10 protein-coding genes are annotated in these 12,867 nt (G+C 48.6%); 5 read left to right on the top strand and 5 right to left on the bottom strand.

Going from position 1 to position 12,867, the window contains the following annotated elements:
• The first annotated feature begins 43 nt into the window (after positions 1-43).
• The 3 genes from B5F83_RS01475 to rimM all read left to right on the top strand — a co-directional run bounded on the left by B5F83_RS01475 (position 44) and on the right by rimM (position 3,362).
• Complete coding sequence (locus B5F83_RS01475; RefSeq protein WP_087276157.1) at positions 44-796, top strand: peptidylprolyl isomerase; 753 nt, start codon at positions 44-46, stop codon at positions 794-796.
• A gap of 1,472 nt (positions 797-2,268) precedes the next feature.
• Positions 2,269-2,853: a 30S ribosomal protein S16 gene (locus B5F83_RS01480; RefSeq protein ID WP_087276159.1), complete on the top strand. Its 585-nt coding sequence runs from the start codon at positions 2,269-2,271 to the stop codon at positions 2,851-2,853.
• Between the two features lie 2 nt (positions 2,854-2,855).
• Positions 2,856-3,362 carry a ribosome maturation factor RimM gene (gene rimM, locus B5F83_RS01485; protein ID WP_087276162.1) on the top strand — a complete coding sequence of 169 codons (507 nt, stop codon included), beginning with the start codon at positions 2,856-2,858 and terminating at the stop codon, positions 3,360-3,362.
• Between the two features lie 36 nt (positions 3,363-3,398).
• Here the strand turns inward: rimM and B5F83_RS01490 are convergent, their stop codons facing one another.
• The 5 genes from B5F83_RS01490 to B5F83_RS01510 are packed head-to-tail and all read right to left on the bottom strand — an operon-like array spanning position 3,399 to position 10,764.
• Positions 3,399-6,047: an OstA-like protein gene (locus B5F83_RS01490; RefSeq protein WP_087276165.1), complete on the bottom strand. Its 2,649-nt coding sequence runs from the start codon at positions 6,045-6,047 to the stop codon at positions 3,399-3,401.
• 15 nt (positions 6,048-6,062) lie between these two features.
• Positions 6,063-7,421, bottom strand: a complete 1,359-nt coding sequence (locus tag B5F83_RS01495) for a peptidylprolyl isomerase (RefSeq protein ID WP_087276167.1) — start codon at positions 7,419-7,421, stop codon at positions 6,063-6,065.
• A 17-nt stretch (positions 7,422-7,438) separates the two neighbouring features.
• Positions 7,439-8,272 carry a hypothetical protein gene (locus B5F83_RS01500; protein ID WP_143822434.1) on the bottom strand — a complete coding sequence of 278 codons (834 nt, stop codon included), beginning with the start codon at positions 8,270-8,272 and terminating at the stop codon, positions 7,439-7,441.
• Between the two features lie 10 nt (positions 8,273-8,282).
• Positions 8,283-9,749 (bottom strand): IMP dehydrogenase, encoded by a 1,467-nt coding sequence (gene guaB / locus B5F83_RS01505; protein WP_087276173.1) that lies wholly within the window; start codon positions 9,747-9,749, stop codon positions 8,283-8,285.
• A gap of 37 nt (positions 9,750-9,786) precedes the next feature.
• On the bottom strand, positions 9,787-10,764 hold the full coding sequence (locus B5F83_RS01510; protein WP_087276176.1) for a TIGR01212 family radical SAM protein: 978 nt from the start codon (positions 10,762-10,764) through the stop codon (positions 9,787-9,789).
• Between the two features lie 92 nt (positions 10,765-10,856).
• Here B5F83_RS01510 and B5F83_RS01515 point away from each other — a divergent pair, with 92 nt between their 5' ends.
• Entirely contained in the window at positions 10,857-11,147 is a 291-nt protein-coding gene (locus tag B5F83_RS01515; protein WP_087276179.1) for a hypothetical protein, read from the top strand.
• A gap of 113 nt (positions 11,148-11,260) precedes the next feature.
• On the top strand, positions 11,261-11,866 hold the full coding sequence (locus B5F83_RS01520) for a recombinase family protein (RefSeq protein WP_087276182.1): 606 nt from the start codon (positions 11,261-11,263) through the stop codon (positions 11,864-11,866).
• The last annotated feature ends 1,001 nt before the right edge of the window (positions 11,867-12,867 follow it).

Raw genomic sequence — 12,867 nt, forward strand, 5'->3', positions numbered from 1 at the left:
TTGCATGACAGTTTTTTGAAAATTCAAATCGCATAAAAGAAGAATGAAGAATTTTATCAGAATCGCATTGCTCGTTGCGGCCGCTTCCATCGCGGTTTCCTGCAACGGCGGAAAGAAAAAAGCGGCTGACGGAAACGGAGCCGAAGCAAAAGACAGCACAGAAACTATGGCAAACACATTGGCATTCGATCCGGCATTGCTTCCGGAAGAACCCGTATTCGATATCAACACGAACATGGGCACCATCACGGTAAAACTCTATTCCGACACCCCGAAACACAGGGACAATTTCGTAAAACTCGCATCTGAAAGGTTCTATGACGGAATACTTTTCCACCGCATCATCAAGGGTTTCATGATCCAGACAGGAGATCCTCTGACCAAAGACCCTGCAAACAAGGCAAAATTCGGGACAGGCGGTCCGGGATATGAAGTGCCTGCCGAGATTGTTCCTACGCACAGCCACATCAAGGGTGCGCTTGCCGCCGCACGCAAGGGCGACCAGGCCAATCCGATGAAGAACTCGTCCGGCTCGCAGTTCTACATTGTCGAGAATCCAGGCTCCTGCAAGCATCTCGATGGAGAATACACCGTATTCGGCGAGACCGTCAACGGCTTCGATGTAATCGACAAGATAGCCTCCGTACAGGTCGATGGGCGCGACTGCCCTCTTCAGGAAGTGAAAATCATTTCCATCGTTCCCGTAGGCATCGAGCAGCCGGCTACGGATGTTACGTCATCGGATGTTACGCCATCGGACTCTACGGCCCAAAACCACAACCGTTTATCCGAATAAGAGGACCCAAAAGGGTAATTTCTGCGTTACGCTTGAAATTCCTCCTTTTGGTCGGCTTCATGAATGCATGGCATGATTTGAATGCATGATTTGAATGCATGGCATGATTTTAGCAAAAGGACTTAACGGATTATTTTTTTCATAGGTTAAGTTTAAGGTTAGGAAAAAGAAGGCCGGCGCAGGCAATTGCCAACGCCGGCTTTCGATTTTTAGAAGCTGTTTAAAATTTTTCTCAGAAAATTCAAGACATGTTTCCGTGCAGGTTTTTGCCGTTTCTCCGGAGAAACTTTCGCCATTTTTCCGGAAAGTGAACCAAATTCCCACGAATCTTGGGCACTTTTCCCCTATGATTCACACGCTACTGGGCACTACATGGGGCCTACACAGGGGAACTACCGGAAACCCGCGGGGAAAGTGAACCAAATACCTGCAAATTCACGGCACTTTCCCCCTGAGGTTTGCCATTAATTTATAAAATACCGACAATCAACACATTCATAGGGTTGGCAGCACTTCACGGTTCCATTTCACGGTTCCATTTTCGTGAGCGATAAAGCAACATCTCGGACGAAAAGATGTAAAATATCATGAGGAAAGAAGGAAAACCGGATCTTATCGGCATATTTTCCACCTCACGTCCACCTTACCAAACTTGATAACATTGATAATCAGCGAGTTGTAAAAACAAGGTCTGGATTTGGGTACTTTTCAACATACCCAAGCGCAGGATGTCTTTTGGCAAGTTATTAATTATCAATAATTTGTAAAAGTACCGGCTGGCTATCGGGTTCGTCCCGTCCTGAAAAAAGTTTACCTGTCTTGAAAAGGTTGTAATTGCCTCATGGCTTCTGCCCGCCCAGTCGTTCCAGCCACTATCTCGGCAGGGCAGGTCCAAATCTGTTTCAATACATTGACAGTCCCGGTCTTCTGAGGACGACGAATTCTCTGAAAACGTTCTTCGGACACATCGAAGATTATCTACGGCTTCATCGCGGGCTTGTCGAATAGTGCGTGGACAATTTTCCAAGGTGGTATCTATTCTTTTCTTTAATGAATGAAATGACGGGAGTGGAGTGACGGGGGTGGGGAAAAGACATGACATGTCGTCTTAAAACCGGCATGATGTCTATTGTTATACGTGTATGCCATCAACCATTTTTGGTAATCATACTTCTTTTTTAACAAAAACCACGTATAAAATAGCCCCGGAAACGATTTGTGGCATGGATTTCGTAATATTTTTAACTGAATAGTTTTTTCATAGGTTTAGTTTTAGGTTTCGAGGTCGGGCGGGTTCTCCGTCCGGCCTCTTTTTCGTTTAACCTGCCTTTTTCGGACCAGCGGATAATTTCTGCTTGATTGTGCAATAATTTTTGAATTCACAAAAAGATTCGTACCTTTGCACTCCTTTTCCAGTAAAAGGAGTGTTAATTTTTTTAATTTAAATTATTAATTTTTAAAACAGATTCACAATGGCTGTTAAAATCCGTCTTTCACGCCACGGTAAGAAGAATTTCGCATTCTTCCACATTGTTGTGGCTGATTCAAGGGCACCGCGCGACGGTCGCTTTATCGAACAAATCGGGACTTACAACCCTAACACCGACCCTGCAACTGTAGTTCTGAAAGCAGACAGGGCTCTTGCTTGGCTTAACGTAGGAGCACAACCTACCGATACCGCACGCAGCATTCTCTCACATGAAGGTGTACTTTTAAGGAAACACCTCCAGATCGGAGTTGCAAAAGGTGCGATCTCACAGGAAGAAGCCGACAGGAGATTCAACGAATGGAAGGCGCAGAGGGATGCCAAGCTCCAGAGCAAGAAAGACTCAATCAATGCCCAGAATGCAGAAAAGGCAAAGGCCGCATTCGAAGCTGAAGCAAAAGTAAACCAGGAACGTGCGGAAGCGATAGCAAAGAGGAAGGCTGAAGAAGCCGCTGCCAAAGCCGCCGAGGAAGCAGCAGCAAAGGCTGCCGAAGAAGCAGAGAAAGCCGCTGAAGAAGAGGCTGCAAAAGCTACCGAGGAAAGCGCTTCCGAAGGAACCGCCGAGGCCTGACGATGAAGGCGGTAACGAAGACAGGGATGCTGCGTATCGCCCGGATAATAAAATCCAACGGGATTGAGGGCGAGGTACAGGCGGAACTGTTCATACCGTCGGATGAAATCCAAAAAGAAGAACCGGTGTACATCATATTCGATGGACTGCCGGTTCCTTTTTTTATTGAAAACCTGTCACCGAAAGGAAACAGGAAGGCCTACCTGAGGCTGACCGATGTCGAAAATCTCGAAGACGCCGATGAACTTGAAGGCAAGGAGATTTACATTCTGGATGACGGCGGACGGGATGAAACCGGACTTTTCTCCATCGAAGGCTGGACCGTATACGACACGGAAGGCAATGAAATAGGCGAAATCACAGGAAGCCTCGACATACCCGAAAACCCATGCATCATAGTGGAGCACAACGGAAAGGAAATCTATATCCCTTTCCATGAAGACCTGATTGCCGGATACGACGAAGAAACGGGAAAAATATCCATGGACATTCCCGAAGGCCTGCTATGAAACCTCTCGTTTTCCTGACGACCACCTAAGCCATTATCAATCGTATCTCCTGACAGCTTTCCTTACCGCTTTTATCTGTCGTCTCAATTCCCGTTTTTCATAGCGCAGTTCACGCCGGCGGGCCTTATCATTACCTTTCTTACGTATTTCCGCCTTCGTCTTTTCAAAATTCTCCTGCAACTCGTCAAGTATGGCCTTCCTCTGCTCCGCCGTCAGAGTCTCCAGTTTATCCATAAACTCGTCCTTCTGTTCGAAAATGTCAATGGAATCCAGAGATGCAACAAGGGAATCGATAACGGCTTCGCTTGCTTTTACGCTGTCACGCGCGGCTGCAAGGGAATCGCTTGCACGTTTGAGCGAATCGGCGGTAGCCAAGGAATCCAGGCGTGCGGCTTCCAGGGAATCAAGGCGAACCCTCTCCAGCGAATCCAGCCTCATCTGCTCCAAAGCCTTGCGACGGGCCTCCGCCACGGCCTTCAATGAATCGCGCACGAAAATCTCCCTTCTTATGCCATCGATATATCCAGGGAAAAATTCATCGGTATACCGGAATTCGGGTTGTTTTACTTTCTCGTCCGCCGCCCTCTGGCACGGCCTCAGCTCCCTGTCCGTAATGACATAACGGTCTACGGGCCGCCGTTCCTCCTGCCAGGAAAAACCTTTGAGCCGCTGGCGCTCTATCGTTATCTGCGATATGGGATAAATATCGTTTTTCGGACTTTCATAATAATGTATCCTCTGTATGCTTCCATCCTTCAATGAGGCGGACAGCATTTTGGATTCAATCTGGTTGACCAGCGAGATTTCCTCCTCTTCCCTCAAATAAAATACGGCTGAAACCCCTCCAAGCGCATCGAATCTGGAAAGTTCTGAATCATTGTTGAAAAAGGCCATCATTTCGAGGCTCTTTATCTGATTGTAATGGACTGTATCCTCCTGGGTATGGATGAAAGCGTTGGACTGGAAAGAAACTTTCGAAAGCCGCCCGTCCGACACCATGATATAGATACTGTCGGATGAAAACTGATTCTTAACCTCGTTCCAGATTATCGGTTTTATGAACATCCTCGCCAGAGAATCGAGGCTCGAATACTCCAACGAGTCGCAGACAGCCTGCAAATCGCTCTTATACGCCTTGACATTCCTGAGGGCTCTTAGGAATGTCACCGTCGAAGTATCTGGAGGAGCTACCGCCACCGTGTCCGTCACCCCCGTTGTGTCCTGAACAGCAGACATGTCCCTCACTCCGATTGTATCCTGCACCGCAGACGAATCGCGCAAAGCCGATAAATCGCCAACGGCCGATGAGTCGCGAACAGCTGCCGAATCATCAACAGCAGCAGAATCGTGCACAACCGACGAATCGCGAATGATGGATGAATCGCGCACAGCGACAGAATCTGTGGGGGCTGCTGCCATGGTCGAATCCGGAAGCGGAGGAGGAGGCATCAAGCCCCTCGACTGATTCGCGCTGCCATTGCCTGCATTACCATTGCTTCCGCCGCCATTTCCGGCACCACTGGCGGCACCATTACTGCTGCCACCGCGCTGTCCGCCGCCCCTATTGTTCTTGGCGGCTTCAGCCGCCTTCCTCTCCTGTTCTTCCTTCTTGTTCTTCTCCCTGAGGTTCTGTACGGCATCGACGGCCATATATTCTATACGCTTTTCCGCCAAGGAGAGTATGGTGGAATCGACATCGCACTTCCTCAATGAATAGTAAATCAGCGTATCGGCGCCGAAATACAGGGTGTCAAGCACATCGTCCTGATTCATTTCCATGATTACGGCAGGCTGCCGTGTCAGAGTAACGGTCCTCGGCGAATTGACGAATTCCAGTTTTCCTGAAACTGCCGAAACCGCATTTGCCTCATCGGTAATCTGCACATTCCCGTACATTTCGCCCGTACTGTTCAAACGGCTGAAATACAGGGTATCGCACCATCCCTCCTGATTTTCGGTAAGGATATGCACGTTCTTCGTGAAGAAAAACAAATCCGCAGGACGGTCGTACCAGCCTTCCCTCGATGTAAGCATGTTCTCGTCCTTCCACGCATAAACCAGACCTCCGAATTCGGCCTTGTCTATGTCGGCATGATAATCCAGCCAGCTTGTCCTTATGAAAACCGAATCCGTAAACATGTTCACACTGCCGCGGAAATTGAAAAGCTCCGCCTTGGCATCGTATTCCCCGCTCACGCTTTCGATAATATTCCCGTCCTTGTCCTTCATCGAACCTCCGGTACGAAAAATACCCACGCTGTCCTTGGTATTGTAATCAAGATATGTAGTCCTCAACAGATTGCCGTCCTTGTCCTTCAGCTCCACCAAATCACCTCTGAACTGGGCCAGGTCCCTTTTGATGATATAGTGCATCTTGTCGCTCGTAAGAATCGTGTTTTCCTGCTCGATGCTTACCCTGCCTATGGCATCTATGTATTCCCTGTCCACATACCAGAAGGCCGTATCGCATTTAAGATAAGTGTCGTTGTGCAGAAATACGGCAGGCCCTATCACCTTCCTTATTTCGGTACCCCTTTCGATGGTCTCGGCGGAAGACGCGCTCAGCAGCCGCACAAGACTGTCTCCGTCCGCCTTGCCCCCGTCGTTTTGGGAAAATAGCGGAAAGCAATGGCAGCATGAAGCCAAAACGAAGGAGAGGACGATTATCTTGAAAACGGGACGCATATTTTCCTGGAAAATTTAGTCTTTGAACCAGTCGTATTTGAAGTCGCACTCCTTGTATGAAGGGTCTATTACGATATATGTCGCGGTCATTTTTTCTTTGATAAAATCTTCCACGGCCTTATTGCCGGCCTCTTCCGTCGCAGCCCCCAGCAACAGGTCGTAATCCCGGCTCAGGTTGGCTACATGGGAAGGGTAGATTCTGTCCACCTTTATTATTTTATATACGACATTCCCTCGCCCTTCATTGTCCAGGGACTGGAAAGGCTCGGATATCTCGCCCGGGTTCAGGCCCTTTATGGCATTGTAATCGGCCGGCTTCAGTTCATCCTTGTTGAAATAGGCCGACCCGGTACGCTCATCGGCCATCTGCCCTCCGTTGGTCCGGCTTTTCAGGTCTTCCGAATTGGCTTTTGCAGCCATCTCGAAAGTAATGTTCCCCGAGAGGATTTCGTTTTTGATACTGTCCAGACGTGCGAATGCCTTGCTGCGGTCCTCCGAAGTGAATTCGGGCTTAAGAAGTATGTGGCGGGCATTGAACATGTCACCGTCCTTTTCTATCATCTGGATCAGATGGAATCCGTCCGGACTTTCGACTATCTGGGAAACCTGGCCTTCCTTCAGCGACATGGCGGCATCCGAGAAAACCGGCCAATAATATGATTTCGGTGTCATTCCGAGCTCGCCTCCACGCCTTGCGGACTCCACGTCCTGGGAGTAAAGCCGAGCAAGCATGGAAAAACTTTCACCGTTCATTATCCTCTCGCGCAATTCGAGCAGCCTTTCACGGGTAGCGAGCACGGCATCTTCCCTCTCAGGATAAAGCACAATCTGGCTCAACTGGTACTGCTCCGGGACTACTGGCAATTCGGATTCCGGAGTCGATTCCACAAATGCCTCCACATCCCGCGGAGTAAGTTTCGGCATATTCCGGTAGATGCTCGACCTCATCTGCTGGGCAAGGGCCATCTCCTGATAAGTGGCCCTCCAATTGTCCTTCAACTTGTAAAGCGGCTCGTTGAAGTATGCTTCCAAATCCTTCTGGCCTCCGAACCTCGCCATCATTTCATCGGCATACTGGCTGACTGCCTCTTCCACCATATTGACGTCATAGTCAAGCGAATCCACCCTGGCCTGCATCACATACAGCTTGTTCTCCAGTATGTTTTCAAGCACGTCGCACCTCGTACTCCTGTCCACCGGATAACCGTTCATCACCCGCTCCATTACCCCGCTTTCGATATCCGAAAGCAGCACGCTCTCGTTTCCGAGTATGGCCACGGTCTTATCCACTATGCCATCGTATTTCTGGGCGTATGCCCCGGAAGAAAGGGTCGCCAATATCAGCAGAGACAAGAAAAATTTTCCTTTATTCATATCAAAAAAATATTTTTCTATTTAACGGAAAAAGATTCCATAAGCAAGTCCCGTTCCAAATTGTCGAGAAGCTCTTTTTTTCTCAGATTCAGGATTCTTTCGCGCACCGCATCCCGACAATAATCCAAAGGGGCGATCTCCCCGGCAGGAATCCTTTCCCAGATACGCAGCAGGGACACCATCCCGTCATGCGAAGCCTCTACAAATGAAGAACTTGCGGCTTTTTGCGCAAGCGCCTCCAGCCCCATCCCGAAGTCCGGAGCGAATTCAGTCAGGGATTCCCAATAATCGTAAAAATTGTAATAACTGAAGGAAACCTTTGCTGAAAGCATCTCCATTTCCTCCGTATCGGTATCGCCCAGATTCTTCAGATTGTACCGGACGGTGGCAAGATTCGGGGAATCTTCATCCATTTTCACGAAATATCCCCTCACCAGCATTGCCGGTGTCCTGAAAAAAGCAGCGTTTTCCCGATAATATTCCTCGACTTCCATATCCGTCACCACGGTATCGAGCCTTTCGGAAACATACATGCTTTCAAAACGGTAAATCAGCAGAGACCTGCGGTAGCTTTCCATTTCGGAAGACACATCCAACTGCGCGGCAGGAAGCTCAGCTTCGGCCTTCGCCACGAGCAACTGCTCGAGTTTCCATTTCTCTATAAGCCTCGCGGCCATTGCCGCGCTGTCTTCGGAAGAAATCCCCTGCGGTATCAATCCGGCCAAATCGCTTTCGTACAATACGGACTTGCCGATTTTCATCACGACTGCATCCGAATGCGAAATCCTTTGGGCAAACTCGCATGAAACGAGCAAGCCCAGAAGGATTAACGGTAAAAACCTGACTGACATCGTCCGTATCCTATCTTCTTGAATAATTCGGGGATTCACGCGTAATCGTGACATCGTGAGGATGTCCTTCGATAAATCCGGCGGAGGTAATCCTTACGAATTCGGCTTTGCGGAGCGCTTCTATGTTCTTTGCACCGCAATATCCCATACCGGCCTTCAGACCTCCGACCAGCTGGTAGATAACCTCGGAAAGGGTTCCTTTGTAAGGGACCTGTGCGACGATACCTTCCGGAACAAGCTTCTTCACGTCCTCCTCCATATCCTGGAAATATCTGTCCTTTGAGCCCTGCTGCATGGCTTCAAGAGAACCCATACCTCTGTATGCCTTGAATTTACGGCCGTTCAATATGATGGTTTCGCCCGGCGCTTCCTCCACTCCGGCAAGCAGAGAGCCTGCCATTATCGTACTTGCACCGGCCGCGAGCGCCTTTACGATGTCGCCCGAATAACGTATTCCGCCATCGGCTATGACCGGTATTCCCGTGCCTTCAAGGGCCTTGCTTGCAAGCATGACTGCCGAAAGCTGCGGCATTCCGACTCCGGCGATGACCCTTGTCGTACAGATGGAACCAGGGCCTATACCGACCTTGACCGCATCCACGCCGGCCTCGGCAAGCGCCTTCGCCGCCTCGCCTGTCGCCACGTTACCTGCCACAATCTGCACATCCGGCATTGCAGCGCGCAGTTTTTTCACAGTATCAAGCACATATACCGAATGGGCATGGGCGGTGTCCACCACTACCGCATCGGCGCCGGCTTCCGTCAGCATGGCCACCTTGTCTATGGTGTCGGCCTTTACCCCGACCGCGGCTGCCACTCTCAGACGTCCCTTGGAATCCTTGGATGCCGTAGGGTTGTCCTTGATTTTCATGAGATCCTTATAAGTGATAAGTCCCGCAAGACGTCCGTCTTCCTCAAGCACCGGAAGTTTTTCTATCTTGTAACGGTTCATTATTTCGGTAGCATCGCTCAAGGCTATGCCCTTAGGGGCGGTTATGAGGTTGTCCTTGGTCATAATCTCGCTTATCGGACGTTCCATATTGTCCTGGAATCTCAAATCCCTGTTCGTAACGATGCCTATGAGCAGACCGCGCCCGTCGACCACAGGGATTCCCCCTATGTGATGCTGCGACATCATGCCGAATGCGTCGCCCACCGTTTTGTCAGGAGAAATCGTTATCGGGTCGTATATCATTCCGTTTTCCGCCCTTTTAACACGCTTTATCTGAAGTATCTGCTCCTCTATCGGCATGTTTTTGTGGATTACGCCTATTCCTCCTTCCCGAGCCATCGCTATTGCTACGGCAGACTCCGTTACGGTGTCCATCGCAGCGGACACAATCGGAGTGCAGAGCGTTATCTCACGTGTAAACTTAGTTGTCACATCCACTGCGCGCGGGAGCACCTCTGAACGTGCAGGAATCAAAAGTACGTCATCGAATGTAAGACCTTCTTGAATTTCTCTATTAAGATACATATGCAAAACGTTTAAATATACAAAGGTAATAAAAATTTCAGGATATTTCCGCCAATGCGCCCTGGAAAGTGTTTCTTTCCTCAAGTCTCCGGTCCAGCATCCGTAAAAGTTCCGCATTCCTCACAAGCCCCCACGGGGTCTCATTGACAAAACGCGGAGGAACCTCTCCGGCAAACCTTTCAATATACAGGTCCGGCCTCAGACGTTCGAGGAAATCCACGAAAAAATCCAAGTACTCATCAAGAGTGAACGTAACGAAATCTTCACGTTTTTCCGAAAATTCGCGCTCCATCCTCGTCCCCCGAACTATCTGCAACTGATGGAATTTTGCGGACAGTACGGGAAGGGCGTTTATTTTCGCGGCATAACCCAGCATGTCTTCACGGCTTTCACCTGGAAGGCCGAAAATGAAATGCGCCCCGCAGTCTATCCCCCTTTCCGCCGTCATTTCAACCGCCCTGCACGCCGTGGCGAAATCATGCCCGCGGTTTATCCTCGCCAATGTCCTGTCGAGACACGATTCGATACCGTACTCTATTATCACGACCGGGGGATTGCCGTTTTCATCGAGAAAACCTTCTTTTCCGTCCTTCAGCGCAGCCAGATAATCCAGTTTCCGTTCATCCACACAGTCCGGCCGCGTTCCAAGCACTATCCCCTTCACAGAAGGCACGGACAGGGCTTCGGAATAAACTTCCTTAAGGCGTTCCAACGATGAATAAGTATTGGAATAGGGCTGGAAATAAGCAAGAAAACGGGTTGCGTTCCTATATCTTACCCTATGGAAAACAATACCTTCGGCTATCTGTTCCGCTATGCTTTTGTCCGGTGAACTGTAGGAAGGGTGGAAAGCCCTGTTGTCGCAATAGGTACAGCCCCCGCGGGAAATGGCACCGTCCCTGTTCGGACACGTGAAACCTGCATCCACGACTATTTTCTGAAGCCTCTCACCATAACGCTCCCTGAAATATCCTACAAATGAGTTGTACCTTTTCCTTTCTTTGAATCCGTCCATTGCGATAAGGCCTTTAAAAGTTTGCAAATATAAAACTGTTTCTTAACTTTGCAGCCGCATTTGTATAAAAACTTCATAAAATATATAAGACTATGAATCTGAGAGACATTAAAAAAGAAATCGAATACCTCGTCGGCTCCGTAATCGATGATTGCGACCTTTACGTCAGCATGTTCCCGCAGAAAAAGGAAGAGGCCAACAAAATCATGGATGAAGCCATCGATTTGTATAACGATTTGCTGGACAGAGCAAACAATCCTGACAAGACCAGCGCCAAAACCATAAAGGAGCACTACAGGAACGTACATAAGGACCTTTACGAAGGTGTCAACTCTCTGTGCGAAAAGTTAAGCGCCGTTGCCGGCAAACCTGAAGAAAAATAAAGCATAAAGCATAGATAAAACGAACTTTTTCAAAAAATCAATCGCGCCTGGGCAGGGAATACCGCTCGGGCGCGATTTCCTGTTACGGGCCACATGAAAACGATATTCACGCCATGGTAATAGGTTATTTAAGGGTGAGCACGGGAAAACAGCATCTTGCAAACCAGAAAAGCGAAATCGTCCGTTTCGCAAGCGGACACGGGCTCGAAATCGAAAAATGGGTCACGGAAATAGTCAGCGGAAAGACCCGGGAAAACGAAAGGAAACTCGGAAAACTGCTGAACCGCATGCAAAGGGGCGACATCCTGATAGTCACGGAAATATCGAGATTGAGCCGCACTCTCACAGATATCATGAACATTATGGGAAAATGTCTGGAACGGGGCATAAACCTTTATACTACAAAAGAGGGATACTCATTCGATGACACAATCAACAGCAAAGTACTTTGCTTTGCATTCGGCCTCGTCGCGGAAATAGAACGCAACCTTATATCGATGAGGACAAAAGAGGCCCTTGCCGCACGAAAGGCGGCAGGCAAAAAGCTCGGAAGGAAAAAAGGGAGCCACACGAAACTCAACATCCTTATAAAAAATCGCGACACCATCGACATGATGCTCGGCCAGGGAGAACCCATAGGGAACATCTGCAAACGGTTCAAGATTTCCCGGGATACCTTCGCAAAATTCCGTAAACTATACTGCCGCTGCCCTTGTTGAGTTGCTTGGGGTAGGTTGCTTGGGTAGATTACTTGGATAGGTTGCCTGGGTAAGTTGCTTTAAGTAGGTTGCTTGGGCAGGTTGCTTAGTTAGGTTGCTTAGTTAGGTTGCTTAGTTAAGTTACTCGGGATAAATTGCTTCGTTAAGTTTTTTTGAGGGGGGGGGGAGGCTGAGTCGCTTTGGTTAAGCTGCTCGGTCAAATCACCTTGGTTAAGTACTCAGTCAAGTCACTCGGTCAAGTAGCTGAGTTAGGTCACTTTGAATAAGTTACTCGGTCAAATGCCCGGTTAAATTATTCTGGACCAACGGATAATTTTGCAAAACCGGGAACAGATCAATTTTGGCTACATCTGCATAATTCATTGTGCTGCAATGCTTTATAAAAACACAACAAATTATCTTTGTTCCGAGCGGCATCCACGTGGACTTCGCTTGGAATAAAAGCGAAATGAGGAGACAAAATAGGATTTTGTCGTGTCATTTTCCAAGTTTGAAGCGAGTTGTGTTTTTATAAATGCCTGATAGTTAATAACTTTAAAAATACAACTCGCTTTCGACCATGTCCTCACACCCCTCAAAAGCGAGCTTGATTTTCACAAATTATTGATTTCCAATGATTTAACAAAATGCGACTCGCTCCAAACTTTCGTTTTCTGGCGAACAGGGAAACAACATCTCTGTCGGGAAAATGCGGGAGAGGATGGACTGGTAGATGAATCGGATTTTTCCGGCAAATTTTCCACCCCACAGCCAGCCTTCTTTTCCGGAGGAGCTGACAATCAACGACTTACAAAAACAGGGATGGATTTGGGTGTCTTGGGAAGTACCCAAAAGCAGGGCTCCTTATCATAACTTATTGATTATCAAAGGTCCCACAAATAAGATACTGGCTGTGGGGTGGAAAACCTGGACCAACGGATAATTCCGGTTGGAATCTTCCGTGTCCTTATTTCTCTTCCATGACCCGAACAAAATCAACTGCCATCCTTTCGGGAGAACAG

Source organism: Muribaculum sp. An289 (genome assembly GCF_002159555.1).
GTDB lineage: Bacteria > Bacteroidota > Bacteroidia > Bacteroidales > UBA932 > Merdivivens > Merdivivens faecigallinarum.